Below are 26259 nucleotides of genomic sequence, written 5' to 3'. Positions count from 1 at the left end.
TTAGCCTTTTACCGCGCCAGCGGTCAGGCCAGAAACAATACGGCGTTGGAAAATGATCACCAGAATCACCAGCGGCACCGTGACCACCACGGAAGCGGCCATGATTGGCCCCCAGGGCAATTCGTAGGCGCTACCACCCGACAGCAGGGCAATGGCGACAGGCACGGTGCGCTGGGTATCCGTCAGGGTGAAGGTCAGAGCGAACAGAAACTCGTTCCAGGCGGCGATAAAGGCAAGCAGCCCTGTGGTTGCCATGGCAGGCCACATCAGCGGCAGAAATACCTTGGTAATCGTAATCCATGGCGTTGCACCATCCATGATGGCCGCTTCTTCCAATTCCATGGGGAGCTCTTTCATAAACGTCGTGAGCACCCACACGGTGAAGGGCAGGGTGAAAATGGTGTAGCTGAGAATCAGGCCAGCAGGATTGTTGTAGAGGTTCAGGGCACGAATTACCTCAAACAGACCCGACAACACGGCGACCTGAGGAAACATCGACACCCCAAGAATCACCAGCATGATGGTCGAGCGGCCCCGAAAACGAACGCGGCCCAGTGCATACGACGCCGTGATACCCAGCAGCAGCGCAATGAAAACAACGCTAAAAGCGACGAGCACCGAGTTAAAGATGGCACGCACAAAGCTCGACTGACTGAAAATCTGCGCGTAGTTATCCAGGTTCCAGTTCGACGGCCATAGTTCCACCAGGAACAGATCACCGGAGGGTTTGATAGAGGTAATGACGGCGTAATAGAACGGGAAAACCGCATACACCATGATCAAGGCAATAAGCATCCAAAAACCGATAAATTTACCGACTCTGGCTAACTGACGTTGGTTCATCAGTCACCTCCCAGTTTTATTTTGTTACGGCCTAAATAAAGGTAAGCAACGGTGGCCAGGGCAATAATCAAGAACAGCAGCGTGGAGGCGGCACTGCCGTAACCCACATCCTGGAATTCAACCAGTTGCTGGCGCGCGTATACCGACATCGACATGGTGCTGGTGGAATTCGAGGTCAGAACGTAGATGACGTCGAATACCCGCAAAGCATCGAGAAGGCGGAAAATCACCGCCACCATCAGCGCCGGGGTGATTAGCGGCAGGGTGACCTTGAAGAACACGCGGACGGGGTGAATGCCGTCGACTTCTGCGGCTTCATAGCAGTCTTTCGGCAGCATTTGCAGGGCGGCCAACACCAGTAGGGCAACGAATGGAATGGTTTTCCAGACATCGACCATGATCACGGCCCACATCGAATAGGTGGCGCTGGCGGTCCAGGCAATCGGGTTATCAATGATGCCTACGGCCATCAACATATGGTTGATGATGCCGAACTGGTCGTTAAGCATCCATGCCCACATCTGCGCAGAGACGATGGTGGGTATTGCCCAGGGAATCAGGACGGCGGCGCGAACAATGGTACGGCCCTTGAACTCGGCGTTGAGAATCAGCGCCACTATGACACCGAAGATCACTTCCAGAGACACCGACACCATCGAGAAATACACCGTATTCCAGACGGACTGCCACCATACCGAGTCTGCTAAAACGCCATACCAGCGGCCATTGTCGTAGACCAGATAGTTTTCAAAGCCAATCAGGTTGGCCGCACCCAGATCCGACAGCGACGCATCGGTCAGACTCAGGAAGAAGGTGCGAAACAGAGGCCAGCCAGCCACCAGCGTCAGAGCAATCAGCATCGGGGCAAGGAACAGCCAGGCTGCCTTTACCCGCTGACGACGCACCTTGGTGCTGCGACCTTTACGGGTCGGTAAGTGCGCCTGTTCAGGCGCACTGTTATTGAGAGACGTTGACATGAGAAGCTCCGCGGTTACCAGTTACGACGCTTTAAGCGAAGCAGCTCATTTTCGAGCCGTTCAACGGCTTCATCACCTGTTATCTGTCCGGATAGCACGTCATGAGAGGCACTGAAGAAGGCGTTGCTGACACGGCCATAAGCATCGCCAGTGGGGGCTGACGGGCGGGCAACAGCATTGGTGAACGTATCGTAAAGTGTGCCGAAGAACGGAACCGCTTCGAGGACTTCTTCATCCTGGTAGAGCGCATCGATCGTCGGGTTGTAAGACGCCTCGATGGCGCGACGCTTCTGTTCTTCCATGCCCGTCAGATACGCCACGAGGTCGGCAGCCAGCGCCGGATTTTCGCTGTAACGCGATACCGCCAGGTTCCAGCCGCCCAGGCCAGCGGCACTTTGGCCGTTTTCACCACCGGCGGGTAGTTGAACCACACCGACCTTGTCACGCACATCGCTGTCTTCGCTTTGTGCCAGCGACCAGGCATAGGGCCAGTTGCGCATGAAAACAGCATTGCCCACCTGGAACACGCCGCGAGCTTCTTCTTCGGTGTAGTTCAGAACGCCGTTGGGAGAAATGTCACCAATCCATGATGCGGCCAGATCCAGAGCCGTCGCTGCATGCTCGTTATTGATGCTGACTTCACCATCGGCTTCCACAATATTGCCACCGCCGTGGCTGGCGACCCATTCCAGCGCATTGACGGTCAGGCCTTCATAGGCACGTCCCTGGAAAACAAAGCCCTGCATGCGGTCATTGCCAGCTTCGCGCTCAGCATCCTGAACGGTTCTGGCGATCTCGGTCAGTTCCTGCCAGGTGGTTGGCGCTTCAAATCCGTGCTTTTCCAGGAGATCTTTACGGTAATAAAGAACACCTGCGTCGGTGAACCAGGGCATGGCCACCAAGCGACCCTCAATGGTGTTGTTCGTCACAATGGTTTCAAAGTGGCCATCAGCGACATTTTCGCCCAGTGCTTCATTGAGATCGAGCAGATGGTTAGCAAGCAGGCCTGGCCACACCACATCAATCTGCATCACATCGATATCGCTGGAATTGGCCGAGAGAATCTGCTGATAAAGCGACAGGCGCTCGGTTGAGGAATTAGGCGTCGATACGATATCCACCTCATGGCCCGTTTTGTCTTCCCATGCGGAAACGCCTTCCTGGCAAAGTGTCAGCTCAGCCCCAACGGCGCCGCAGGAAATCGTTAATTCAGCCGCTTGTGCGTGTGTAACAGCACCGGCAGCGCTGGCAATGGCAATCGCGGTTGAGATTAGAGTCTTTTTCATCGGAGCATTCCTCACTAGTTGTTGTTGTCGACGCTGGTTGGACTCTTGAGGCGAATTGGCGTGCCCATGTAAGCGTATAGAACATCCAGAGCGTCTATGACTCATCAAAACTTATTCTAAGAACTTAATCGATTAAGATTCGATTTAGACTAGTTAGCCGTTTCATAAGCAAAAATTCAACATCGACTTTTGTCTACTGCCTTTTTAACAAAGCTGCCGTGAGCAAAAGTCTTGTTAGACATTAGTCGCTAATTGGCGTTTGAGGCTTGGTTTATGGAGACTTAATCGATTAAGTTCTGGTGGCCCCATTTTTCGGTGAGCGTCGATATTGCTTCATCGCGCTGCCGTAAAGACGGTGCATATTAATAATAATTTTGATTCGAAGGATAAATATCACTTCGATCACGACTTCAACAGGGTAGTCGAACCATGCAAGCAACAATCATGCAAAACAAAAAGTCCAAGACCGCATTCAAAACGCCTCTCGCTATTGCCGTTACTGCGGCTTCTCTGAGTTTTAGTGCCGGTGTATTGGCAGATGCCAGTATGGAAGAGCGCATGGCAGCGTTGGAAGCGCGCATTGCCGCTGCCGAGCAGCTTGCTGCTGATGCCGAACGGCGTGCTGAGATTGCTGAACGGAACCTGCAAAGTGTGCCTGCTTCCAGTGCACCTGCTGCCGCCAGCCCGGATGTAGAAGAGCGCCTTGCCGCTGTCGAACGCCAGACCAGTGGGGAAGAGGGTTTTTCCTTTAATGTTTATGCCCGCTCAGGATTACTGCTGGGTGAAGATGGCAAAAGCATCAATGGTGGCCCCTATGTCACCCCGGCTGGCAGCCTGGGAGGCGCGGTTGGCCGATTAGGTAACGAGCCGGATACCTATTCTGAAGCCATTTTTAATTACCGTATGCAGTTTGATAATGGTGCCAAAGCCCGTTACACCACCATGCTGGCGCATGGCACCAACTCCAGCAATGATTGGGTCGGTGATGATACCAACCTGAACGTCCGCCAGGTTTACGCAGAATTCAGTGACCTCCCAGGTTTTACCGGTGCGTTTGAAAATGCCTCCATCTGGGCGGGTAAGCGCTTTGACCGCAATAACTTCGATATTCACTGGTTGGATAGCGATGTGGTCTTCCTTGCCGGTACCGGTGCCGGTATCTATGACATGCAGTTGGCTGACAACTGGAAATCCAGTTTCTCGCTCTATGGCCGCAGTTTCAGTGACTACCCTGTGGTTAACCGTGAAAACCCCGGACTGGATGGCGAAAACAGCGATACGGATAACCTGATCCTGACCTCCAATAACTATTTTGGCGATGTGCAGGTGATGGTCAATGCGATGTCGGCTGCAGACAACGACGAACGTGATATCGGCGTTGGCCAGCAGGCCGCTGATAGTGGTTGGCATACCATGGTGGCTTACCATGGCGATAATTTCTTCGGCAGTGAAGGTAACTTCAAAGCGGCGGTGTTACATGGTCAGGGGCTCGGGGCAGAAGTCAAAGGCCTTGGTAGTAACGGCGATCTGACGGAAGACGCAACATCGACCCGGCTGGCGCTGTATGGCACCACCTATGTTGCACCGAACTGGCGTGTTGCACCGTCTGTGTTGGCTGAAACCAGTGAAGACCGCCTTAATAAAGGGGGTCGTTTTGACTGGGCGACCTTCAATCTGCGTTTTGCCAACGAAATTACGCAAAACTTTGAAATGCAGTATGAAGGCAGCTACCAGTACATGGATCTTGACCGAGGCAACGGCAATGCCGTTAGCGGAAATTTCGGCAAGTTCACCATCGCTCCAACCTTCAAACCGCAAGTCGGAGGTTTCTGGAAACGCCCGGAAGTTCGCCTGTTTGCTTCTTACACCGACTGGGATGCCGAGCTTAACCGTTTCGACAGTGGTGATGCCTTTGGAGATGAAGGTTATACCGGCGGCCAATGGAGCTTTGGTGTGCAGACAGAAGTCTGGTTCTGACACCAGTAGATTCGAACCCAATGGCTCGATGAGTAGAGTAGAAAACTGTTTCGCTGATGGCTTGCCCGCGTTTTCGCGGGCTTTTTTGTCGCCAGTCCAGAAAATCGCTAGTCTTTTGGATGAAGCATTGTTCAGTCGTAATGCTACCTACAAAGAAAATATGATAAGGCAACATTAAAATATGTAGTAAAATTACATAAAATATTGCGCATAACCCCCAATATACGATAAGTTTTAGGTAATCTAACAACATAAAGTCATCTCATGATGGACAGGAGCGACAATGAGCCAGTCACATGCCCCCTTGGGCGATCAGAATCACGCGATTGATCTGGCGCTGTTTGGAGCGTTAGGCGATCTTGCCATGCGCAAGCTGTTTCCTGCGCTTTATCATCTTGACCGTGAAGGCCTGATGCCTCAAAGCACGCGGATTATGGGGTTGGCGCGTCATGAGCATGATACGGCAGCGTTTCGTCGGCTGGTCAGTGAAACGCTGCACAACCGCCTTAACAGCGAAGAACGCGACAAAGAAAGCCTGACACGCTTTCTCAACCGTCTTGATTATTGTCAGTTGGATTTCAAAAAAGTCGATGGTTTTGAGCAGGTACGGGAGTGGCGTGAAGGCGCGGATCGTCCGATGGTAGTTTATCTGTCGGTAGGCGCGATGATCTACGGCGATATCTGCCGCCATCTGCAGGCCAGTGGCAGTCTTGACGATGAAACTCGCGTAGTCGTTGAGAAACCGATTGGCTATGACCTGGTGTCATCACAAGAGATCAATGATGCTATCGGGGAAGTCTTCCCTGAATCGCGCGTTTATCGCATTGATCATTATTTAGGTAAAGAAACGGTACAGAACCTGATCGCCCTGCGTTTTGCCAACCCTCTGTTCGGCACGCAATGGAATCAGAACCATATTTCCCACGTAGAAATTACCGTGGCGGAAAAAGTCGGTATAGAAGGGCGCTGGGGGTATTTCGATGATGCCGGTCAGCTGCGCGACATGGTGCAGAATCACTTGCTACAGCTATTGTGCCTGATTGCCATGGACCCGCCCTCCAATCTGGATGCCGATGCCATCCGTGATGAAAAGGTAAAAGTGCTGAAAGCCCTGAAGCCGTTTTCCGGTGAAGCGCTGGGCCGGGATGTGGTGCGTGGCCAGTATATCGCAGGCACCAATGACGGTCAGTCAGTGCCGGGTTACCTGGAAGAAGAGGGTGCGAATACGCAAAGTCAGACGGAAACCTTCGTGGCCATGAAAACCGAGGTGGCCAACTGGCGTTGGGCAGGGGTGCCGTTCTACCTGCGGACCGGTAAGCGCATGCCTGAAAAACTATCTCAGATCGTGATCCACTTCCGCCAGCAACCCCACTATATTTTTGACCCCGACCAGCGCGGCATTGCTGCTAACAAGCTGATTATCCGTCTGCAGCCGGATGAGGGAATTGCCTTACAGGTACTCACCAAAGATAGCGGTCTGGATAAAGGCATGCGGTTGCGGCCTGGGCCACTGCACCTGGACTTTAACAACGCCTTCCCTAAATCACGTATCCCCGATGCCTATGAGCGTCTGCTGCTGGAAGTCATGAAAGGTCAGCAGTATCTGTTTGTTCGGCGCGATGAGATAGAACACGCCTGGCGCTGGTGCGACCAGCTCATCGATGGCTGGAAAGCACGTGATACGCCACCACGTCGTTATCCGGCAGGTTCCTGGGGCCCCGTCGCTTCCATCGCGATGATTACCCAGGATGGCCGCAGTTGGTATGAGGATTATTGAAATGAGTGAAGCACGTCAAGCGCTGGCAGAACAGCTGGCGGAAGCCGTCTTTCAGGCATTGGCCGAAGACCTTGAGCACCAGGAACGCGCCCTGTTAGTGGTGTCGGGCGGATCGACGCCGGTACCTTTTTTTAAAGCCCTGGCGGCCAAGCCGCTGCCTTGGGCACGTGTGGATATCACCCTGGCCGATGAGCGCTGGGTGGATGAACACAGCAGCGACAGCAATGCCAGGCTGGTTCGAGAAAACCTGCTTCAGGGCGCCGCTGCCGAGGCCAGTTTTATCGCCTTGACCTCGGAGGCCTCGACGCCGGAAGAAGGTGTCGCCGAGGTTGCCCAGCGCACCGCTTCTTTATCCTGGCCGGCAAGCGTTGTGATTCTGGGCATGGGCGGTGATGGCCATACGGCCTCATTATTCCCGGATAGCCAGGAACTTGGCCTGGCGCTATCCACTGATGAACCCCTGGTGGCTGTCCGAACGCCCAGCCAGCCTCAGCCTCGTATCACGTTCTCGGCGGCCCGCCTTCATCAGGCACAGCGTCATTTCCTACATATCACCGGCGAGGATAAACGCAGCGTATTGGCTAATGCCATGAACGGCGACGACGTTCGCAAGCTGCCCGTTCGCGCGTTTTTATCCTGCCCGTTAGCGATCTACTGGGCGCCTTGATGCCCTGGCTTTCGTCAATAAAACGTTTGCCAATAAAACATTTGCTAATAAAAAATCGCTTGGAGACTCACTGATGACCATTGATAAACAGCTACCCTCAACGCGCACGGCCGAGCTTGATAGCATCTGCTTAAAAGCCGAAGTTATTCCGGTGATTACCATTGACCGTCTTGAAGATGCGGTACCGCTGGGTCGCGCTTTGGTCGAAGGTGGTTTAAGCGTTCTGGAAATTACCTTACGTACCGAATGCGCGCTAGATGCTGTCAAACGCATGAAAGAAGCGCTGCCGGGTGCCAGTATCGGTGTCGGTACCGTTTTGACGCCTGCGCAATATCGCCAGGCGGAACAGGTGGGCGCCGATTTCGTGGTGACGCCGGGCGCGACAGATGCCCTTTATCGCTACGGCGTAGAAAGCCCGGTGCCGATGTTGCCGGGGGTTTCGACCATTTCCGAGCTGATGAACGGCTGGCAGTATGGCTACCGTCGTTTCAAGTTCTTCCCTGCGGAATCCAGCGGCGGTGCAAAAGCGATTAAAGCCTTTGGCGCTCCGATTCCCGAAGCGCGTTTCTGCCCGACCGGCGGTATCACCGTCGAGAATGCCGATACCTACCTGTCAATGCCTAACGTCATGTGTGTTGGCGGCTCCTGGCTAACACCGAAAGCCATGGTGGAAGCGGAAGACTGGGACGGCATTCGCGAGCTGGCCCGTCAGGCCTCTGAGCGTTTCCATCATTAATCAGCCATTTTGAATCGGTACAAACGAACACTCTTTTGGAATGAATACTCTTTTGAAAGATTCTCCTGGCCTGCCACACTGATTACGGGTCGTGTGCGCAAGTCTTTTGCCCGGGCATGGTGACATGCCCGGGTTTTTTTGTGCGCCAGGCATAGCGCGCATCGCCTTGACTGGGGCTAGCCAGTGGGTAGGTGGATAAAAGTCAGGTGAGTATTGCGTGGGAACAGGCAAGAAAGGGGCGCACGGTTGCAATCCTTTCTTGCTGAAAGCTGTTGTTAAAGCGTTGTGATCAGGTTTTGCGAAGCGCTTCGATATCAGCATGGGTCGGCAGTGCGGCGTAGGCGCCTGGGTGGGTGACTGCGTGGGCACCGCAGCGGCAGGCAATATCCACGGCGCGCATGAGAAACTCGCTGTCCTGGTGCCAGTCTTTATCGATGCCATGCATTGAGAGCTCAGCCAGCAGGCCGCCAATAAAGGCATCGCCGCCAGCGGTGGTATCAACGGCAGTCACCGGGGGTGGGGTGATTGCCTGGTCAATGGCAACTCCTTTCAACACCACGCGGTTGGGGCCATCGGTGATTAAAATCACCTTGACGCCAGCCGCCATGCGCTCGGCTAACCAGGTGTCCTGTGAATGGTCGCCACGCAGGTAATCAAGCTCATCCAGCGAGACTTTTACTAACTCGGCGCTATCCAGCAGTTCCGTCACCCGCCAGGCATCGGCACAACCATCGGCCCACAGGTTATGACGCAGGTTGGCATCCACGCTTACCAGGCACCCCGCCCGTTTGGCCAATGATGCGATGGCCAGAGTGGTGTCGGCAATCTCGGGGTCGGTCAAACTGTTGCTGCACAGGTGAACAATCGCTGGCTGTTCGAAAACACCCTGAGGTAAGTGCTCCAGCCGATACAGCAGGTCGGCTGCCGGTGGGCGATAAAAATCAAAGGTGCGCTCGCCGCTGCTATCCCGTGAGACAAACGCCAACGCCGTGCGCGAGGCTTTTGTCAGCACAACCCCTTGAGTATCGACGCCGTGATGTTTCAGTTCGCGAATCAGGAAATGGCCAAACGTATCGTCACCTACCATACCCAGAAAACGGCTGGGGACATTCAGCCGGGCACAGGCAACCGCGACATTGGCTGGCGCGCCGCCCGCGTAAGGCGTGAAGGTTTCCTGCTCAGTCTCATCGCCAAGGCGGCTGGACAACATATCGACCAAGGCTTCACCAAACGCAATCACCGGTGTCATAAATTATTCCTTGTCATTACGGAGGTTAAGAAGCCGTTATGCGACGCAGTGGCCGCGTGCAGCTTCGAGTAGTTCATACCAGTTGTCTCTGGAAAGCATATCCGGGCCATTCAGCATGGCGGCAATGCGCTCGGGTTTCACGCTGCCAACCACCGGGACAGGGCGGCAGGGCAAGGTGCGCAGCCAGGCCAGTGCAAGTGCACCGGGCGTGCTGTTGAGTTCGCTTGCCAGGCGCTTGAGCACCCGGCTTGTTTCGCCCTGCATCAGTGCGCCGCCGGCCAGTGGTGACCATGCCATTGGTGCGTGGCCATCAGCGCACAGGTCGTCAAAGCTGCCATCAAACAGCGGGGTACTGTGAGCCAATGAAAGCTCAATCTGGTTAGCAAGTAGCGGCTGGTGCATGGCGTTTTGTAGCCTGCGCCACTGGCTGGGCAAGTGGTTGGAAATGCCCGCTGCGCCAATCTTGCCAGCTGTAACCGCGTCATCAAGGGCGCGCCCGGTTGCTTCTGCGTTCATCAGAAGGTCCGGGCGATGAATCAGAAAGTGATCAATACGCTCGACGCTGAGGCGTTTTAGCGCGTCATCAATGGCCTGATTCAGGTAGTTGGGGCTGGCATTATAGTGCTTTACCTTGCCAGAGCCAGGGGCTGGGTTGTCATTGGCGATACTGGCTTTGCTGATCACGTTAAGCCGTTTAACCAGTGTCGGGCGCGAGCGCAGTGCCTGACCAAATAGCGTTTCGCAAGCACCGTTGCCATAAATGTCGGCATGATCAAACCAGTTCAGGCCCTGTTCGATACGCGCCTCGATCCAGTCGGCGAGGTGGCTGACCTGATGCATTTCTGGTGCTTCATGCAGGCGCATCATGCCGAGAACAAAGGGCACATCGAAAGTGTGAGCGGGCATGGGCATTCCTGATAAGTTTAAAAGACTTCTTCGTTATGCAGCGCTTCAGCGGCACCCAGTAACCCCGTCCACGGGTGAGTGACAATCGAGACGGGAATATCGGCGTTATAAGCGCCCATCCGCCCCTTGTTCACAAAGCTATTACGCAGCTCGGATCCGGGTAGCCACTCCAGCAGGCGAGGCAGAATACCGCCACACAGATAGACCCCACCTCTGGCGCCCATCGTCAGCGTGGCATCTCCGCATACATCGCCGAGAATTTTCAGGAAACGCAGCAGGGTGGCGGTGGCCATTGCATCGCCCTGGTTGGCTGCCTGGGTGACGTCTGCTGGGGTCTTGCAGTCAGGCGTTTGATCGTTCAGCGCACAATGGGCCTGATACAGCTCCAGAATTCCCTGGCCACAGAGCAGGCGCTCAACGCTGACCCGTTGATGACGCTGGAGAAAAATATCCAGCAAGGCACGTTCGGTGAGATCGGTCGGCGCAAAACTGACGTGGCCGCCTTCGGTGGGCAGCGGTATCCAGGCGTGCTGGCCGGGAAATACCCCGGCAACGCCCAGGCCTGTGCCGGGGCCAATGACCAGCCGGGCAGAGTGGGGCAGGGCCGTGCCTGCCTGCACTTCCACCAGATTGTCGCTGTCTACGTGAAGAACCCCCAGCGCCTGGGCAGTAAAGTCGTTAATCACCTTGAACAGCGACAGGTTCAGCGTTTGCTGAACGTCGCGCTTCATAAAATCCCAGTGATTATTGGTCATTTTGACCCGTTCGTCATGAACCGGGCAGGCAAATGCCAGGCAGGCCTCGACAGGCGCGTTGTCACCGGTGGCCCCCGCGCGTTCCAGGTAATCCTGAATGGCTTCGATAACGCCCGGATAGTCAGCACAGGGCAGATTAATAATATCGTGGGGCGTTATCTCGCCTGGCGTCACAAGCGCCAGGCGGGCATTCGTGCCCCCGATATCGCCGATTAATGCCGGTCGCATCAGGCATCCTCTTGTGAAATCTGGCCCTGTTGGCGAGCAAGATCATCGGCTTCAAAGCCGCCCAGTGAACCAGCGCCTTCTTCACCGCGCATGGCCAGATGGCGGAAGCCGCTGAACAGTTCGCGACCAAGCCCGACATGATAGTGATCGAGGTTAGCGACAACACGCTCGCGATCTGCCCAGGTAGCGGCATCGACTTTGGCTTCCAGCGTGCCTGCGTTGGCATCCAGATGCACCATATCGCCGTCGCGCAGTTTTGATAGTGGCCCGCCATCGAGGGCTTCCGGACTCATGTGAATCGCGGCGGGCACTTTGCCTGATGCGCCAGACATACGCCCATCGGTCACCAGCGCGACTTTGAAACCGCGATCCTGCAGCACGCCAAGGAAGGGGGTCAGCTTGTGCAGTTCCGGCATGCCATTGGCTTTCGGGCCCTGGAAGCGCACGACGACAATCACGTCACGGTCCAGATCGCCGGATTCAAACGCGGCTTTCATTTCGTTCTGGTCTTCGAAGATCTTGACCGGCGCTTCTACCACGCGGTGCTCGTCGGCCACAGCCGAAACCTTGATGACACCGCGCCCCAGATTGCCTTTCATCACGGTCAGGCCGCCAGTCGGGGCAAACGGTGTTGCCACCGGGCGCAGGACGTCTTCGTCGAGGCTTTTCTGCGGACCTTCGTACCAGACCACTTTGCCATCTTCCAGGAAGGGTTCCTGGGTATAGGCGGTCAGATCGGTGCCAAACACGGTCGGAATATCGCCATGCAGCAGGCCAGCGCCGAGCAGTTCGCGGAACAGATAGCTCATGCCACCGGCTGCCTGGAAGTGGTTGATATCGGCCTGGCCGTTGGGGTAGACCTTCATCAGGCTGGGGGTGACGGCAGAGAGGTCGGTGAAGTCGTCCCAGTTCAGGGTGATACCCGCCGCTGCGGCCATGGCGATCAGGTGCATCGTGTGGTTGGTGGAGCCACCAGAGGCCAGTAGCCCCACCACGGCATTGACAATGGCGCGCTCATCAATCTGCTGATAGAACGGGCGATAGTCGCCACCGGGTTCCGTGTTGCGAATGGTCTGTTCGGTGGCGTAGCGGGTGAGGGCTTCACGCATTTCCGTGCCCGGGTTCACAAAAGAGGTGCCCGGCAGGTGAAGGCCCATGACTTCCATCATCAGCTGGTTTGAGTTGGCAGTGCCATAGAAGGTACAGGTGCCAGCGCTGTGGTAAGACGCGGATTCGGCTTCGAGTAAATCGTCGCGGCTGGCTTTGCCTTCTGCGTATAGCTGGCGAATACGGGCTTTTTCTTTGTTCGGTAATCCGCTGGGCATCGGGCCTGCAGGAACAAAGGTCGCGGGAAGATGGCCAAAGCGGGCGGCGGCAATAAACAGCCCAGGAATGATCTTGTCACACACGCCCAGATAAAGAGCGGCATCAAACATGTTGTGGGATAACCCCACCGCTGCCGACATGGCAATCACATCGCGGGAAAACAGCGAGAGTTCCATGCCCGGCTGCCCCTGGGTGACACCGTCACACATGGCTGGAACGCCACCGGCAAACTGTGCCGTGGAGCCCATGGCGCTGGCAGCAGCTTTAATGGTTTGCGGGAAAGTTTCAAACGGCTGGTGGGCCGACAGCATGTCGTTGTAGGACGAAATAATCCCCAGGTTGGCGCTGTTCATCAGCTTCAGGGAGTCTTTATCCTGAGGGTTGCAGGCAGCAAAGCCATGGGCCAGGTTGCCGCAGGATAGCTCTGCACGGTGCACGCCACGCTTATGCTGGTCCGCCATGCGTTGCTCATAGAGAGCACGCCGCTCGGCAGAGCGCTCACGAATGCGTTGGGTGACCTCGGCAACGGTAGGATTCAGGGTGGCGGATGTTGAACTCGGCATAGTGACCTCTGCGTGGTAGAGATAGTGAGTCTGAATTGTAGTTATTTTACATATTTTTGCGTCGATATAAGAGACTTTACGGCAATAAAAAATATATTTGTAGTTTTATTACTTAAAAAATCAAAGCAGCGCTTGTTGAAGAAAGAGCCCTGTATAACAGTGGCAAGCCTCACCAGGCAGGCCGCCATCTTAATCGATTAAAGCGTAAGTATAGCAGCCCAGCTTTTGCTAATATCGTGGGCAAAATAATTTTGATTGCTGACCCTGGAGCTGCCATGCCCTCCCACGTTAACCAAGTCCCGCCGATTGATAAACCTGCTGGCGCCTTGACGCGCACCTATATCGATACGCTGACCAAACCGCCCGGAAGCCTGGGGCAGCTGGAGGCGCTCGCTATTCAGCTCAGCGAAATCAGCGGTGAACACAAGCCCGTTATTACGCCGCCAGCGGTAGTGGTGTTTGCGGCCGATCATGGCGTTGCAGAGGAAGGGGTCTCGGCGTTTCCCCAGGAAGTCACGGCGCAAATGGTGGCGAATTTTGTGCAGGGTGGGGCAGCCATTAATGTGTTCGCCAGACAGATAGGCGCTCAGGTGGAAATTGTCGATGTTGGCGTGGCATCTTCATTAACCCTGTCCGGCGTTACCCACGCCAAGGTGCGCGAGGGTACGGCCAATATGCTACTGGACGATGCCATGACTCTGGCGCAGGCGAACGCCGCGTTACAGGTTGGCAGCGATGCCGTTGAACGGGCCGTTCAGAACGGTGCGAAATGCATCATCGCGGGCGAAATGGGCATTGCCAATACCACCGCCAGTAGTGCCATGCTGGCCGTGCTGACGGGTAAGCCAGTGAGCCGGCTGGTGGGTGCAGGTACCGGTATCAGCAGTGACCAGCAAGCCCATAAAGTGGCAGTGATCGAGCGCGCCCTGAAAGCACGCCAGGCGAACCCGCAAGACCCCATGGATATCCTGAGCAAGTTAGGCGGGCTGGAAATTGCCGCCATGGTCGGTGCTTACCTGGCTGCTGGCGCAAACCGGCAGCCCGCCATTGTGGATGGTTTTATTGCCACCGTTGCCGCGCTGATAGCCTGCCGTTTATGCCCTGCAGTGCGTGGCTATCTGATCTTTGGGCATCGTTCTGCAGAACCCGGCCACGCCACCGCACTTCAAGCGCTCGATGCTGAGCCGCTGTTGTCATTGGGGATGCGCCTGGGAGAAGGCAGTGGAGCGGCACTGGCATTTTCTCTGCTGCAATCCGCTGCCGCCATGCTCAACGAAATGGCAACGTTTGCCGATGCAGGCGTTAGCGATAATGCCGCCCCATGATCATGCCTGAGACCCTACCGTTCAGTCGGCCGCTCACGTTGACAAACAGTGAGTCCTGTCTGGTGGTATCGGCGGTCGAGCCGCTGTACACCCTGAGTAGCGCGCTGCTGGGCGAAGGCTTTGGCTACCGGCAGCACTTTGCCAACTTCCACGTGAATAAGCATTACGATGGTCATCACCCAAGAGGTGACCTGTCGCGCTGGCTGGCGGACCGGCACCTGCCCGCGTCATCGGTAGCCATGATGACCGCTGTGTACTTGCATAGTGCCTGCGTGGCCAGCGTCGCGTTAGATGACACAACGGATGGCGTAATGGCGCTGGTCACGGCAGGCGTTGGCAACGCCGTGGATATCAGTGTTGCACACCCGTCAGACCCGCGTTTAGTGTTGCGGACATCGCCAGGAATCGGCACGATCAATACCTTTCTTTTTTTGGACGCTCACTTAACTGATGGTGCCTTGGTGAACGCCGCTTTATCGGCTACGGAAGCAAAAGTTCAGGCACTAAGAGAGGTGGGCGTAAAAGACCCTTACAGCGGTACGCCCGCCACGGGAACGTCAACCGACAGCCTGTCCATTGCCGCCACTCAGCAAGGGGATGCGACTCCCTATGCGGGCTCGGGCACGCTTATCGGACGAGCGATCGGGCAAGTGGTGTATCAGGCCACGCTAGGCTCGCTGACTAAATCGCGACAGGAGTCGTCATGCCAGGGGTAATGTCGGTGGGAATCATGCCGGTGGGATTAATAGCAATAACATTAGTGGCGCTGGCAATTGTGATCGACATGATGGTTGGCGACCCGCGCAGCCTGCCGCACCCGGTGGTGGTGATTGGGCGTGCCATCAGTGCGCTGGAGAAACGCTGGAACCAGGGGAGTGCCAGACGGCGGCGACTAATGGGCTTTTTGCTGACCGCGACGATTGTGTTGGGCACGTTCAGTCTTGCCTGGTTGGGTCTTGTTCTGCTTACCTGGCTGAACCCCTGGCTGGGGCTAGCCGTAGAGCTATGGCTGCTGTCGTCCACGCTGGCGATAAAAGGCCTGGCGCAGGCCGGGCGTGCCATTGCCGTGCCGCTTACCAGTGGTGACTTTGCCGCAGCACGCCGGGCGCTTTCCATGGTGGTCGGGCGTGATACCGAGCAGCTGGATGAAGCCGAAATTACCCGTGGTGCGGTGGAAACCATTGCTGAAAACACGGTGGATGGCATTACCTCGCCGCTGTTTTTTGCCTTGATCGGCGGGGCACCGCTGGCACTGGCCTATAAAGCCATCAACACGCTGGATTCCATGGTGGGCTACAAAAATGAGCGCTACAGCGACTTCGGCTATGCCTCGGCAAAACTGGATGACATCGCCAACTGGCTGCCAGCCAGATTCACCGCGCTGTGTTTATGGGCGGCCGGTGTGCTGATGAGCCTGAAAGGAACTGCATTGAGATGGCAGGGCGCACTGGCTGCCACTTGCCAGCAGGCGCCGCGTCACCCCAGCCCCAATGCTGGCTGGCCGGAAGCCATGGTGGCCAATCTGCTCGGGGTACAACTCGGCGGCACGAATTTTTATCAGGGGGTCGTTTCCCATCGTGCCACCCTGGGGGAGCCGCTGATCCAACTTCGCGTGGCGCATATCCACACCACCATAGGGTTGATGCACGGCGCCTGGCTGATATTTTTCCTGCTGATGAGTCTCGGCGTAATGGGAGTGGCAGCATATGGCGCTGCGTGATGAATCCACCACTAACCGGCTGTTAAAGGGTCTGAATGATAGTCTTTGTTAGCGGGGGCGCTCGCTCCGGTAAAAGCCAGGTCGCCGAGCAGTGTGTGCTGGAAGCGGCAGGCAAGGCGGCGTGTTACTACATTGCCACGGCCAAGGTGTATGACGCCGAAATGGCTGAGCGGGTCGCAAGGCACCAGTCTGGCCGCGATGCCCGCTGGATAACGCTGGAGGCTCCCTTGGCCATTGACCACGCCATTGCCCAGGTGTCTGATGGCCATGCGGTGCTGCTTGACTGCTTAACGTTGTGGGCAAGTCAGGTTATGTTCAGTGCTGGCCTAAGCCCGCCTGAGGGGCTTGCGCTGCTTGAACGCGCCCTGCAAGATGCCAGGGCGCGGGGGCTGGCGCTGGTGGTGGTATCCAACGACCTCAACGAAGCACTGATTCCCAATCAGCCGGATACCTGGCGCTATGTAGCGTTTATCCAGCAGCTGCATTGCCGGGTCGCGGCGCTGGCCGATTCCGTGCTGGAAGTCATCGCAGGCTGTGCACGGGAGTGGAAGCCTGCCAGGGAAGGTGATCAATGAAAGATGCGATGTTTGGCGTATTGCTTGCGCTGCAGTTTCTGACTCGAATTCCGATCCCCATCGCCTGCCCCTGGACACCGGCAACCCGGCGCTGGGCCATTCGTGCCTATCCGTTAGTCGGGCTCTTGATTGGCAGCATGCTGGCGCTTGGCGCGCTGCTGCTGACTCTGTGGAACACGCCTACTCCAGTGGCTGCCTTGCTGTTGCTGAGTTTATGGGTGGCGGTGTCAGGCGGCCTGCACCTGGATGGCGTGATGGACCTCGCCGACGCGCTGGGTAGCAACCAGCCCCTTGAACGGCGTTGGGAAATTATGAAAGACGCCCAGATAGGCAGCTTCGGCATTCTGGCGCTCCTGTTTCTGCTGGCCTGGAAGGGCGTCCTGCTGTGGGCATTACTGACCTATCAGGCGCCGCTTTGGTGGTTGGTGGTAGTGCCTGCGCTGGGTCGGCTTGGCGGGGTTGCGCTGCTGATTCTCACCCCCTGCGCCCACGCAAAAGGCCTCGCCTGGAGCTGGCAGCAGTCACTCAGCGCCCGTGATGTCGGCTATGCCTCGCTCCCTCTGTTGGCGCTGTGTGTGCTTGCCCCGGGGCTTCTGGTTTGGGGGTTGGGAATAGCTGTCTGGGTTATCGTCAGCAGAAGAGTGTTTGTGCGTCTGTTCAACGGCATCAACGGCGACATGGTGGGTGCCACAATTGAAGGAGGAGAACTTTGGCTACTGGTCTTGATGTGGAGCTGGTGGCAGTTCGCCACGGTATTACCGCCTGGAATCTAGAGCGTCGTTATCAGGGGCAGCGCGACATTCCGCTGCTGTTTCCTGATGCTGAAGCGGGGCTTTTGGCCTTGCGTGAGGCGCTGGCGGAAGAGCGTTTTGATGCGGTGTATTCAAGCGACTTGAACCGTTGCCAGCAAACCCTTGAATGGTCTCAGGCTGCAAAGCCCGGCGTGCCCGTGTATTTAGAACCCCGCTTGCGCGAGCTGGATTTTGGCGAGTACGAAGGCAAAGTCTACGACGAGCTAAAAAATCTGCCCCATTACCGCGCCTGGATTGATAGCGTGGGGGAGCTGCAGATTCCCGGTGGCGAATCCTCAGGCCAGCTGCGCGAACGCCTGGATGCCTGGCTTAACGACGTGGCCACCCATGCGCGTGAACACCGCTATCAGAAAGTCCTCGTGGTCACCCACGGCGGCGTGATTCGCGAGTTACGCCGTCGCTTTGAAACCATCGGTTTCTGGGAAGGTATCGTCCATCAGGCCCAGGGCAGGCGCTGGCAGCTAACTGAGAAAGTAGATGAGAAAGTAGATGAGAAAGTAGATGAGAAAGCAGTTGAGACAGGAGAATGGCAATGCAGCTTTTCATCGGCGGTGCCTGCGCAGGAAAGCGAGACGCCGTAAAAGCCCGCTTTCCCGATGCCATCTGGTCGCGGCTTGCCCCAGGGCAGCGGCTACACCTCGCCACCAGCGAGTTGCAGCCCAATACGCCGCTGGTGCTTTACGGCGTGTTTGAATGGCTGGAAGCGTCGCTGAATTCGGATATAGATCGCTGGCGCGCCGAATGGCGGGAAGACTTGAAGCATCTGGATGAAAAAGCGCAGGCACAGGGCATCACCCTGGTCTTGATCATGAATGAACTGGGGCGAGGCATCGTCCCCATCGCGCCCAATGAGCGCCTTTTGCGCGATGTGAATGGCTGGTTTAGCCAGGATGCGACCGCCCAGGCCGCTCAAGTGTTCTGTGTGCGACATGGGCTTGTTCATGCGCTTAAGCCCTAGCCAGTTCAATTGACCTCCCCCTGGCAACTTGCTAGTTTACTCCCACTCTCAGGTGCTGGCGGTGTTTAAAACGCCAGTGAAACGGGAAGTTGGTGAACATTTCTGTGAATCCAACGCTGCCCCCGCAACGGTGATCGAGATAAGAACGACTGATACGCCACTGTGCCGACGCACGGGAAGGTGGTCGTTCGGAAAGGTGAGTTTACAACCTTTCGCTCGTCAGCCCGGAGACCGGCCTAAGAGTCAGGTTCAACTGAACCAGTACGCATACATGCCGAGACACGGAGGGTGTTCTCAGGGTGTTTTACGGTCGCTCAATGTGACCGCTGCTCCCTTATACCCTTTGCTCGGCCAAATAAACACGTTGTGCGGGTGAGCACGACGAGCAAGGGTCCTCACATGAATCACCGTTTTCACATGACCGCCAAACGCGCGGCACTAGGCATGGCTGCCTTACCCCTGGCCATACAGGTCCAGGCACAATACGCCGCTCCCTCGACTGACATGGCAGCTCTTGACCCGGTGGTCGTTACCGCTGCGCTGGCACCCCGCACGGCGAATGAAAGCCTTTCATCGGTAAGCGTTCTTGATGAAGCCACCTTTCGTCGCCAGGACCCGACAAGCCTGACTGACCTTCTGCGCGGCCAGCCAGGGGTTGATGTCGTCAGTAACGGCAGTTTCGGTAAAAGCAGCAGTGTCTATCTGCGTGGTGCGCCAAGTGATGCCTCTGTCCTGCTGATTGATGGCATTCGCCTGCGTTCCGCCACGGCGGGTGGCGCAGCGTTTCAATACCTTGACCCGCGCATGTTTGAGCGTGCCGAAATTGTACGTGGCCCACGCGGTAGCCTGTATGGCGCGGACGCGGTCGGCGGCGTGATCCAGCTATTTACCCCTGATGGCGACGAAGAAGGCCCGCATCCGCGCATTTCTGTTGGCGGAGGCTCGTTTAATACCCAACGCCTGAGTGCAGGTGTCAGCGGTAAGGAAGGCGGCACTCGCTACAGCTTTGCCGGCAGCCACTTCAACACCGACGGCCAGCCGGTTCGGCGCGGTGGTGAAGACAAAGGTTATGACAACACCTCGGCCCTGGCGCGGGTGTCCCATCAGTATGACAATGGCGCTGAAGTTGGCGTGCTGGCCTTGCGTGCCACAGGCAACAACGAATACGACGGTGGCGAGAATGATTTTGTCCAGCAGGTTATGGGCATTTATGCCGAAGTGCCTGTTACGGCGAACTGGCAAAGTCGTGTCACCCTGAGCGAGGCCCGCGACGAGCTGGACACCATCGATAATTTCGGCGGTTCGGTCATTGACACCCGCACTCAGACGGCGCGTTGGAAGAATACCTTCCTGCTCGGCGACCATGACCTGATTGCCGGCGTAGAAGTCAGCGAAGACAAGGTATCCAGCACCAACGACTTCGCTGTCACCAGCCGCGATAACAGCGCTGCATTTTTACAGGGGCTGTTTGACTTTGCACCAGTCGCGATTCAGGCCAGCCTGCGTTATGACGACAATGAAGCCTATGGCGATGAAGTCACCGGCAGCCTGGCGCTTGGCTACGATCTGGATGATCACCATACCCTGCGTACCAGCCTGGGCACGGCGTTTAAGGCACCCAGCTTCAATGATCTTTACTGGCCGAGCTCGGGTAATCCTGACCTGAGACCGGAAACTTCGGAAACCCTCGAAGTGGGTGTGCGCGGCCAATACCGCCAGTGGTTCTGGGATCTGGCCGCTTTCCAGAATGACTACGATGATCTGATTGCTTGGGCACCCACGCCAAGCGGTTCATTTGCTCCGCAAAACATTAACAATGCCCGTATCCGGGGGGCAGAGCTGTCCAGTGGCGTTGAAGTTAACGACTGGACACTGCAGGCAGCTTTTACCTATCTGGACCCGGAAGATCGCGATTCCGGCAAGCAGTTGGCACGGCGTGCCAGCCAGAGCTTGCGCCTGGATGCGGATCGTGGGCTGGGCGACTGGTCGCTGGGCGGTTCATTGGTCGCTCAGAACCAACGCTATAACGACGCAAGCAATGAAGACGTTCTGTCTGGCTTTGGCTTGGTCAATCTGCGTGCCAGTTGGGAGTTTGCCCCAATGTGGTCAGCACGGCTGACGGTTGAGAATGCTCTGGATAAGCAGTACGCAACGTCCAGATTCTTTGACGGTGATGATTACCTTAATGCAGGCCGGGCAGGTTTCCTGAGTGTTCATTTTGGCGAGTAAAAAAGCACAGCGTCGCGGGGCCATGGGCCCTGCGACGTTATCAGGTGCTGGTTTATCAGGTACTGGATTATCAAGTGCACGGTTATCCGGCGTGCCGCTATTGAGTTTCCTCCTGTTCAGTGGCCTGTCTTTTAGCCCGCTGCACGCCGATGAAACACAGCGCTGCGTGATCGATGACCGCGACCGTGATGTCTGCCTGAGCGCGCCAGCCGAGCGCATTGCCACGCTCTCGCCGGGGGCAACTGAGCTGACCTATGCCGCTGGCGCTGGCGATCAGGTGGTAGCCGTGGTCAGCTACAGTGATTACCCGCCGCAAGCCCAGCAGGTGGAATCCGTGGGTAGTCATACGCGGGTGGATCTGGAAGCGCTGGTGGGCCTGACCCCTGATCTGGTGATTGGCTGGGTCACCGGTAACCCAGCCGAACAGATGGAAACCTTGGAAGCCTTGGGGATGCCGGTGTTTTACATTGAACCCCGCACGGTGGAAGACGTGGCGGACTCCATCGAGCGCCTGGCAACGCTGGCAGGAACGGAAGCCGCCGGGCAGCAGGTAGCCGATGATTTCAGAGACGGCATGGCGGAGCTGGCCGCTGAATACAGCGACCGAGCGCCAGTGCGCACCTTTTATCAGGTGTGGGATCAGCCGCTGATGAGTGTCAACAACGAACATCTCATCGGCCAGGTGATAACGCTATGCAGTGGGGAAAACGTGTTTGGCGACCAGCTTCGTCTGGTGCCAAGGCTGGATGACGAAGCCGTGTTGATGGCCAACCCCGAAGCCATTCTTGCCGGTGGCATGGGCGAAGAAAACCGTCACTGGCTGACCCATTGGGAGCAATATCCCAATCTGGATGCCGTCGCCAGCGACAGCCTGTATTTTGTTCCACCTTCACTGATCCAGCGCCCCACACCACGCTTGTTGGAGGGTACGCAACGGCTGTGTGAAAAGCTGGAACAAACCCGCCAAAAACGTAAGGATTCGTAATGGCAACGCGGTTGTGGCAACCCCTTGGCCTGCTGGCAGTGATTGCCATCGCCGCTCTGTTCTTTTCCCTGGCGGTGGGCAGTGCCCAGCTTTCCATCAGCCAGTTGTGGTCGGTGGTCCTGGGGCAGGGCGATACACTGGCCAGCACTATGGTGATGGATCTACGTCTGCCACGTGCGCTTTCCGCGTTTGCGGTGGGTGGGCTTCTGGCCGTGGCGGGCGCACTGATGCAAGTGCTGTTGCGCAACCCCCTTGCTGACCCCTATGTGCTCGGGCTTTCCGGTGGTGCGTCTATTGGCGCACTGGCGGCCATGCTGGCAGGCGTTGGCGGTATATTGATGTCGGGCTCAGCATTTCTGGGCGCGCTGATATCCACCTTTCTGGTCTTCGGTCTGGCTCACGGCAGCGGCGGCTGGACACCTTCGCGGCTGTTGCTGACCGGTGTCGTGGTCGCGGCTGGCTGGGGGGCGGTGATCACCCTGATGCTGGCACTTAGCCCCGCCGAGCGGTTGCCGGGGATGCTCTACTGGCTAATGGGGGATCTTTCCTACGCTCGCACCCCCTGGCCACCGCTGCTGCTGTTAATGCTGACCTGTATAGCCTTGATTCCTCTCGGGCGTAGTTTGAATGTGCTGGCCAGAGGGCCGCAGCAAGCCGCCGCACTTGGGGTTGATGTGCGCCCGCTGGAGTGGGGCATTTACGTGTCGGCCAGCCTGCTAACTGCCGCTGCCGTTACCACGGCAGGCAGTATCGGCTTCGTGGGGTTGGTGGTGCCGCATATGCTGCGCCTGCTGCTGGGCAATGATCAGCGCTTGATTCTACCCGCCTGCGCCCTGGCGGGAGGCGCTTTGCTGGTGCTGGCGGATACGCTGGCGCGCACCATGATCGCCCCGGAACAGCTACCGGTGGGCGTGATTACCGCGCTGTTAGGCGTACCGACCTTCCTCTTCCTGCTTTACCGGAGCCGCTGATGAGTCGCCTGGTAACGCAAGACCTCATCGTTGATGTGCCTGGCCGTAGCGGCGGAACAGCGCTCAATTTTGCCATTGAACCTGGGCAGATATGGGGCGTGCTGGGCCCTAACGGTGCCGGTAAAACCACCTTGTTGCATACCCTGGCAGGGCTAAATTCACCGCGCGCCGGGCAAGTGCTGTTGGCGGAACAGCCATTGGCCACCCTACGCAGGCGTGACATTGCCAGGGCGCTGGGCATGGTGTTTCAGGAGCGCCTGGATGGCTTTCCCGCCACGGTGCTGGAAACTGCCCTGATTGGCCGTCATCCCTATCTGTCGTTATGGCAGATGGAAGGCGCGGATGACTACGCACGTGCCGAAGCAGCGCTGAAAAAACTCGACGTTGCCCATCTGCGTGACCGGCTCGTCAGCACGCTTTCCGGCGGCGAACGCCAGCGGGTCGCCATGGCCACGGTGCTCACCCAGGCGCCCAGCATCTGGCTGGCTGATGAACCCACCAACCACCTCGACCTTCACCACCAGAGCGCAGTGATGGCGCTGATGGCTGAGCAGGCAGCCGAAGGGCGTGCGGTGATGATGTGCCTGCATGATTTAAATCTGGCGGCCCGCTGGTGCGACCATATTCTACTGCTTTACCCCAGTGGCGAAGCCTGTTGGGGGCCACGCGATACCATGCTGGTGCCCAGCGCCCTGGAACGGCTGTATCAACAGCGTCTGGCGACTGTCGAGGTGAACGGCGCACCGGTGTTTGTGCCGGTTCAGTAAATCTCGAATGCCACGCTTAATATAAAAAGACACGCTTAGAAAAACGGGTTTTTAAAAGGACAGGACATGTTGCAAGGTGAAGCGCACGCAGCGTTAATCAGCGCCCCCGGTTCCGGCCAGGGGAAATCCATGGTGACCGCGGCGCTGGCTCGGCTGCACCGGAATGCGGGGCGCACCGTTCGAGTCTTCAAACATGGCCCGGACTATCTCGACCCCATGATTCAGGAAGTTGCCTCTGGCCAACCGGTGTATCAGCTCCACCCCTGGATGACCGGTGAAGACGAATGCCGCTGGCGTTTGGCCCAAGCCGCCCAGGAAGCCGACGTGATTCTGGTTGAAGGCTCAATGGGGCTGTTTGATGGCTCGCCTTCCAGTGCGGATCTGGCCATTCTCGCAGGCATCCCCGCGCTGCCGGTGATTGATGCCTGGGGCATGGCGCAGACCTTTGGTGCCGTCGCGCAGGGGCTGGCTAACTACCGTTCTGATCTCGCCATTCATGAAGTCATCGCCAACCGTGTGGGTAGCCCCGGCCACGGCAAGTTACTGGCGGATAGCATGCCGGATGGCATTGCGCTGCTTGGCGCGATTCCCCGTCACGAGGCCATGAAAATCCCTGACCGCCACTTAGGTCTGGTACAAGCCAGCGAGCTAAGCGACCTGGATACCCAGCTGGATGCCGCCGCCCAGGTACTGGAAGATGCCGGGCTGGGGCGGCTACCCAAAAAGGTCACGCTAAGCGCTGAGCTGCCCGTTCCAGCGCCTGATTATCTGAACGGTGCGCGCATCGCCATTGCCCGTGATGATGCCTTCGCTTTTATCTACCGGGCCAACGTGGAGTTGCTGCAGGCCATGGGTGCCTCGGTTCACTTCTTTTCACCGCTTGATGATGTTGCACTTCCCGCCTGTGACGCGTTGTGGTTGCCGGGTGGCTATCCGGAATTGCACGCGGCCCGTCTGAGTGTTAACACACCCATGTGCAAGGCAATAGTGGCGCATCATCAGCAGGACAAACCGATTCTGGCCGAATGTGGCGGGTTGATGAGCTGTGTCGAGCAGCTAGTGGATGGTGAAGGCAACGCCCACGCCATGCTGGGGCTGATGCCCGGCACCGCCAGAATGGCGGGCAAGCTGACAGCGCTTGGCTTGCAGAGCCTGCATGCCCACAACGGTGAGCTGCGCGGCCACACTTACCACCATTCGCTGTTGGAAACCGCGCTTCAGCCACTGGCCCGTACCCGCAAACTGGCGGGGAGCGAGGCCGAGCCGATCTACCGTGAGGGCTCGCTGGTGGCGAGCTACTTCCACGGTTATTTCCCCTCGGCCCCCAGATTGGTAGCGGACATTTTCAGCGGCCAGACCATGCAGCTCATGGCGTCATGATGTTTATGGAAAATTTTTCCATAAAGCGTGTGTAAGCTATGATAGTGGTTTCAACCGTGACATCCACCATCATCAGGAGTTGCTATGAGCTTTTACGTCTACCTTTCCGGCGAGATTCACACCGACTGGCGTGAAGAAATTCAGCAGGGCGCAGACGCTGCTGGGCTGGATATCGTCTTCACCGCACCGGTCACCGACCACGCTGCCAGTGATGCCGCAGGCGACCACCTGGGCAAGCCAGCCGATGGCTTCTGGCGTGACCACCAGTCATCCAAGGTCAACGCCATTCGCACCCGCACCATGATTGAACAGGCAGACCTGGTGGTGGTGCGCTTCGGCGACAAATACAAGCAGTGGAACGCCGCCTTTGATGCGGGCTACTGCGCGGCCCTGGCCAAACCCTATATCACCCTGCACAGCGAAGATATTGTTCATCCCCTGAAAGAAGTCGATGCCCAGGCTCAGGCATGGTGCACGACAACCGATCAGGTGGTGGAAACGCTGCGCTATGTTCTGAAAGCCTAAGCGTTAACTCAAGGAGCCCCCATGCGCGAAAATGCCAAAACCCCGGAACGCCATGCCCAGCGCATGGCCGCCAAGCAGAAAATCATGAACGAGCGCATTGCCAGCGCGGATAAAGAGCAGGGCGTGCTGCTGGTGCTGACCGGCCCCGGCAAAGGCAAAAGCAGCTCCGGTTTTGGCATGCTCGCCCGCGCCCTTGGCCACGGCATGAAAGTCGGCGTGGTGCAGTTCATCAAGGGCGCGTTCAGCACTGGGGAAGAAGCCTTCTTCCGCGACCTGCCGAATGTGGATTACCACGTGATGGGCGAAGGCTACACCTGGGACACCCAGGACCGCGAACGCGATGTTGCCGCCGCCAATGCCGCCTGGGAGCAGGCCAAGCGCATGCTGCAGGACGACAGCTACCACTTGGTACTGCTCGACGAGCTTAATATCGCCCTGCGCTATGAGTATCTCGACCTCGACCAGGTACTCGACGACCTGCAAGCCCGCGCCGCCATGCAACATGCCGTCGTCACCGGTCGTTACGCCCCGGAACAGTTAATTGAACTTGCTGATACCGTCACTGAAATGAAGGTGGTCAAACACGCCTTCAAAGACCAGGGCATCAAAGCCCAGAAAGGCATAGAGCTTTAAGGGTGAAGGGTAAAGAAAAACAGCTGCCAGATGGCAGCTGTTTTTTTAGAAAACGCTAAACCTTGACGCTCAATCTCCGATTTCACAGG

Annotated in this window: 25 protein-coding genes and 1 riboswitch; of the genes, 18 read left to right on the top strand and 7 right to left on the bottom strand. The window is 57.2% G+C overall.

All coding sequences use genetic code 11. From position 1 onward, the window contains the following. Genes ACU6TU_RS09670 through ACU6TU_RS09660 form a run of 3 tightly spaced genes read right to left on the bottom strand, consistent with a single transcriptional unit; the run spans position 1 to position 3106 of the window. The gene (locus tag ACU6TU_RS09670) at positions 1–843 is read right to left on the bottom strand and encodes a carbohydrate ABC transporter permease (protein ID WP_447141232.1); all 843 of its coding nucleotides are present in this window, start codon (positions 841–843) and stop codon (positions 1–3) included. Beyond that, the gene (locus ACU6TU_RS09665; protein ID WP_447141231.1) at positions 843–1820 is read right to left on the bottom strand and encodes a carbohydrate ABC transporter permease; all 978 of its coding nucleotides are present in this window, start codon (positions 1818–1820) and stop codon (positions 843–845) included. The genes ACU6TU_RS09670 and ACU6TU_RS09665 overlap by 1 nt, the downstream gene beginning before the upstream one ends. A gap of 14 nt (positions 1821–1834) precedes the next feature. Next, a complete protein-coding gene (locus tag ACU6TU_RS09660; protein ID WP_447141230.1) occupies positions 1835–3106 on the bottom strand; it encodes an ABC transporter substrate-binding protein in 1272 nt (423 codons plus the stop codon). A 444-nt stretch (positions 3107–3550) separates the two neighbouring features. Here ACU6TU_RS09660 and ACU6TU_RS09655 point away from each other — a divergent pair, with 444 nt between their 5' ends. The 4 genes from ACU6TU_RS09655 (at position 3551) to ACU6TU_RS09640 (ending at position 8263) form a co-directional block, all read left to right on the top strand. Next, the gene (locus ACU6TU_RS09655) at positions 3551–5083 is read left to right on the top strand and encodes a carbohydrate porin (protein ID WP_447141229.1); all 1533 of its coding nucleotides are present in this window, start codon (positions 3551–3553) and stop codon (positions 5081–5083) included. A gap of 283 nt (positions 5084–5366) precedes the next feature. Further along, a complete protein-coding gene (gene zwf / locus ACU6TU_RS09650) occupies positions 5367–6860 on the top strand; it encodes a glucose-6-phosphate dehydrogenase (protein WP_447141228.1) in 1494 nt (497 codons plus the stop codon). A gap of 1 nt (position 6861) precedes the next feature. Beyond that, entirely contained in the window at positions 6862–7527 is a 666-nt protein-coding gene (gene pgl, locus ACU6TU_RS09645) for a 6-phosphogluconolactonase (protein WP_447141227.1), read from the top strand. A 73-nt stretch (positions 7528–7600) separates the two neighbouring features. Next, positions 7601–8263 carry a bifunctional 4-hydroxy-2-oxoglutarate aldolase/2-dehydro-3-deoxy-phosphogluconate aldolase gene (locus tag ACU6TU_RS09640; protein WP_447141226.1) on the top strand — a complete coding sequence of 221 codons (663 nt, stop codon included), beginning with the start codon at positions 7601–7603 and terminating at the stop codon, positions 8261–8263. Between the two features lie 289 nt (positions 8264–8552). Here the strand turns inward: ACU6TU_RS09640 and ACU6TU_RS09635 are convergent, their stop codons facing one another. The 4 genes from ACU6TU_RS09635 to edd are packed head-to-tail and all read right to left on the bottom strand — an operon-like array spanning position 8553 to position 13290. Next, on the bottom strand, positions 8553–9512 hold the full coding sequence (locus ACU6TU_RS09635; RefSeq protein ID WP_447141225.1) for a carbohydrate kinase family protein: 960 nt from the start codon (positions 9510–9512) through the stop codon (positions 8553–8555). Between the two features lie 36 nt (positions 9513–9548). Continuing rightward, complete coding sequence (locus ACU6TU_RS09630; protein ID WP_447141224.1) at positions 9549–10418, bottom strand: aldo/keto reductase; 870 nt, start codon at positions 10416–10418, stop codon at positions 9549–9551. A 17-nt stretch (positions 10419–10435) separates the two neighbouring features. Then, complete coding sequence (gene glk, locus ACU6TU_RS09625) at positions 10436–11401, bottom strand: glucokinase (protein WP_447141223.1); 966 nt, start codon at positions 11399–11401, stop codon at positions 10436–10438. Beyond that, the gene (edd, locus tag ACU6TU_RS09620; protein ID WP_447141222.1) at positions 11401–13290 is read right to left on the bottom strand and encodes a phosphogluconate dehydratase; all 1890 of its coding nucleotides are present in this window, start codon (positions 13288–13290) and stop codon (positions 11401–11403) included. The genes glk and edd overlap by 1 nt, the downstream gene beginning before the upstream one ends. Positions 13291–13565: 275 nt before the next feature. On the opposite strand from edd, the gene cobT reads away from it, so the two are divergent. The 14 genes from cobT (at position 13566) to cobO (ending at position 26170) form a co-directional block, all read left to right on the top strand. Beyond that, positions 13566–14615: a nicotinate-nucleotide--dimethylbenzimidazole phosphoribosyltransferase gene (gene cobT, locus ACU6TU_RS09615; RefSeq protein ID WP_447141221.1), complete on the top strand. Its 1050-nt coding sequence runs from the start codon at positions 13566–13568 to the stop codon at positions 14613–14615. After that, positions 14612–15331, top strand: coding sequence for an adenosylcobinamide amidohydrolase (locus ACU6TU_RS09610; protein ID WP_447141220.1), 720 nt, complete (start codon positions 14612–14614; stop codon positions 15329–15331). Before cobT ends, ACU6TU_RS09610 begins: the two co-directional genes overlap by 4 nt. Further along, positions 15319–16335 (top strand): adenosylcobinamide-phosphate synthase CbiB, encoded by a 1017-nt coding sequence (gene cbiB / locus ACU6TU_RS09605; RefSeq protein WP_447141219.1) that lies wholly within the window; start codon positions 15319–15321, stop codon positions 16333–16335. Before ACU6TU_RS09610 ends, cbiB begins: the two co-directional genes overlap by 13 nt. A gap of 35 nt (positions 16336–16370) precedes the next feature. After that, positions 16371–16910, top strand: coding sequence for a bifunctional adenosylcobinamide kinase/adenosylcobinamide-phosphate guanylyltransferase (locus ACU6TU_RS09600; RefSeq protein ID WP_447141218.1), 540 nt, complete (start codon positions 16371–16373; stop codon positions 16908–16910). Next, positions 16907–17683 carry an adenosylcobinamide-GDP ribazoletransferase gene (cobS, locus tag ACU6TU_RS09595; RefSeq protein ID WP_447141217.1) on the top strand — a complete coding sequence of 259 codons (777 nt, stop codon included), beginning with the start codon at positions 16907–16909 and terminating at the stop codon, positions 17681–17683. The genes ACU6TU_RS09600 and cobS overlap by 4 nt, the downstream gene beginning before the upstream one ends. Then, on the top strand, positions 17620–18303 hold the full coding sequence (locus ACU6TU_RS09590) for a histidine phosphatase family protein (protein ID WP_447141216.1): 684 nt from the start codon (positions 17620–17622) through the stop codon (positions 18301–18303). Before cobS ends, ACU6TU_RS09590 begins: the two co-directional genes overlap by 64 nt. Next, the gene (locus ACU6TU_RS09585) at positions 18255–18680 is read left to right on the top strand and encodes a bifunctional adenosylcobinamide kinase/adenosylcobinamide-phosphate guanylyltransferase (RefSeq protein ID WP_447141215.1); all 426 of its coding nucleotides are present in this window, start codon (positions 18255–18257) and stop codon (positions 18678–18680) included. Before ACU6TU_RS09590 ends, ACU6TU_RS09585 begins: the two co-directional genes overlap by 49 nt. 33 nt (positions 18681–18713) lie before the next feature. Continuing rightward, a riboswitch (cobalamin riboswitch) is annotated at positions 18714–18934 on the top strand. Positions 18935–19079: 145 nt separating this feature from the next. Then, positions 19080–20909, top strand: coding sequence for a TonB-dependent receptor domain-containing protein (locus tag ACU6TU_RS09580; protein ID WP_447141214.1), 1830 nt, complete (start codon positions 19080–19082; stop codon positions 20907–20909). Then, the gene (locus tag ACU6TU_RS09575) at positions 20899–21894 is read left to right on the top strand and encodes a cobalamin-binding protein (RefSeq protein ID WP_447144218.1); all 996 of its coding nucleotides are present in this window, start codon (positions 20899–20901) and stop codon (positions 21892–21894) included. The genes ACU6TU_RS09580 and ACU6TU_RS09575 overlap by 11 nt, the downstream gene beginning before the upstream one ends. After that, on the top strand, positions 21894–22865 hold the full coding sequence (locus tag ACU6TU_RS09570; protein WP_447141213.1) for a FecCD family ABC transporter permease: 972 nt from the start codon (positions 21894–21896) through the stop codon (positions 22863–22865). Before ACU6TU_RS09575 ends, ACU6TU_RS09570 begins: the two co-directional genes overlap by 1 nt. Further along, positions 22865–23632 (top strand): ABC transporter ATP-binding protein, encoded by a 768-nt coding sequence (locus ACU6TU_RS09565; RefSeq protein ID WP_447141212.1) that lies wholly within the window; start codon positions 22865–22867, stop codon positions 23630–23632. The genes ACU6TU_RS09570 and ACU6TU_RS09565 overlap by 1 nt, the downstream gene beginning before the upstream one ends. A 66-nt stretch (positions 23633–23698) precedes the next feature. After that, complete coding sequence (locus tag ACU6TU_RS09560; protein WP_447141211.1) at positions 23699–25012, top strand: cobyrinate a,c-diamide synthase; 1314 nt, start codon at positions 23699–23701, stop codon at positions 25010–25012. Between the two features lie 84 nt (positions 25013–25096). Beyond that, the gene (locus ACU6TU_RS09555; RefSeq protein ID WP_447141210.1) at positions 25097–25537 is read left to right on the top strand and encodes a YtoQ family protein; all 441 of its coding nucleotides are present in this window, start codon (positions 25097–25099) and stop codon (positions 25535–25537) included. Between the two features lie 21 nt (positions 25538–25558). Beyond that, entirely contained in the window at positions 25559–26170 is a 612-nt protein-coding gene (cobO, locus tag ACU6TU_RS09550) for a cob(I)yrinic acid a,c-diamide adenosyltransferase (protein ID WP_447141209.1), read from the top strand. Positions 26171–26259 lie beyond the last annotated feature (89 nt).

The sequence above is a fragment of the Halomonas sp. LS-001 genome (assembly GCF_052983955.1).
The sequence above is the reverse complement of the archived record's forward strand: the minus strand, read 5'-3'. Positions and strand labels throughout refer to the sequence as shown.

Coding starts and splice junctions, on each gene's coding strand:
- ACU6TU_RS09670 (WP_447141232.1), bottom strand. CDS start 843: ATGAACCAACGTCAGTTAGCCAGAGTCGGTAAATTTATCGGTTTTTGG.
- ACU6TU_RS09665 (WP_447141231.1), bottom strand. CDS start 1,820: ATGTCAACGTCTCTCAATAACAGTGCGCCTGAACAGGCGCACTTACCG.
- ACU6TU_RS09660 (WP_447141230.1), bottom strand. CDS start 3,106: ATGAAAAAGACTCTAATCTCAACCGCGATTGCCATTGCCAGCGCTGCC.
- ACU6TU_RS09655 (WP_447141229.1), top strand. CDS start 3,551: ATGCAAAACAAAAAGTCCAAGACCGCATTCAAAACGCCTCTCGCTATT.
- zwf (WP_447141228.1), top strand. CDS start 5,367: ATGAGCCAGTCACATGCCCCCTTGGGCGATCAGAATCACGCGATTGAT.
- pgl (WP_447141227.1), top strand. CDS start 6,862: ATGAGTGAAGCACGTCAAGCGCTGGCAGAACAGCTGGCGGAAGCCGTC.
- ACU6TU_RS09640 (WP_447141226.1), top strand. CDS start 7,601: ATGACCATTGATAAACAGCTACCCTCAACGCGCACGGCCGAGCTTGAT.
- ACU6TU_RS09635 (WP_447141225.1), bottom strand. CDS start 9,512: ATGACACCGGTGATTGCGTTTGGTGAAGCCTTGGTCGATATGTTGTCC.
- ACU6TU_RS09630 (WP_447141224.1), bottom strand. CDS start 10,418: ATGCCCGCTCACACTTTCGATGTGCCCTTTGTTCTCGGCATGATGCGC.
- glk (WP_447141223.1), bottom strand. CDS start 11,401: ATGCGACCGGCATTAATCGGCGATATCGGGGGCACGAATGCCCGCCTG.
- edd (WP_447141222.1), bottom strand. CDS start 13,290: ATGCCGAGTTCAACATCCGCCACCCTGAATCCTACCGTTGCCGAGGTC.
- cobT (WP_447141221.1), top strand. CDS start 13,566: ATGCCCTCCCACGTTAACCAAGTCCCGCCGATTGATAAACCTGCTGGC.
- ACU6TU_RS09610 (WP_447141220.1), top strand. CDS start 14,612: ATGATCATGCCTGAGACCCTACCGTTCAGTCGGCCGCTCACGTTGACA.
- cbiB (WP_447141219.1), top strand. CDS start 15,319: ATGCCAGGGGTAATGTCGGTGGGAATCATGCCGGTGGGATTAATAGCA.
- ACU6TU_RS09600 (WP_447141218.1), top strand. CDS start 16,371: ATGATAGTCTTTGTTAGCGGGGGCGCTCGCTCCGGTAAAAGCCAGGTC.
- cobS (WP_447141217.1), top strand. CDS start 16,907: ATGAAAGATGCGATGTTTGGCGTATTGCTTGCGCTGCAGTTTCTGACT.
- ACU6TU_RS09585 (WP_447141215.1), top strand. CDS start 18,255: ATGCAGCTTTTCATCGGCGGTGCCTGCGCAGGAAAGCGAGACGCCGTA.
- ACU6TU_RS09580 (WP_447141214.1), top strand. CDS start 19,080: ATGAATCACCGTTTTCACATGACCGCCAAACGCGCGGCACTAGGCATG.
- ACU6TU_RS09570 (WP_447141213.1), top strand. CDS start 21,894: ATGGCAACGCGGTTGTGGCAACCCCTTGGCCTGCTGGCAGTGATTGCC.
- ACU6TU_RS09565 (WP_447141212.1), top strand. CDS start 22,865: ATGAGTCGCCTGGTAACGCAAGACCTCATCGTTGATGTGCCTGGCCGT.
- ACU6TU_RS09560 (WP_447141211.1), top strand. CDS start 23,699: ATGTTGCAAGGTGAAGCGCACGCAGCGTTAATCAGCGCCCCCGGTTCC.
- ACU6TU_RS09555 (WP_447141210.1), top strand. CDS start 25,097: ATGAGCTTTTACGTCTACCTTTCCGGCGAGATTCACACCGACTGGCGT.
- cobO (WP_447141209.1), top strand. CDS start 25,559: ATGCGCGAAAATGCCAAAACCCCGGAACGCCATGCCCAGCGCATGGCC.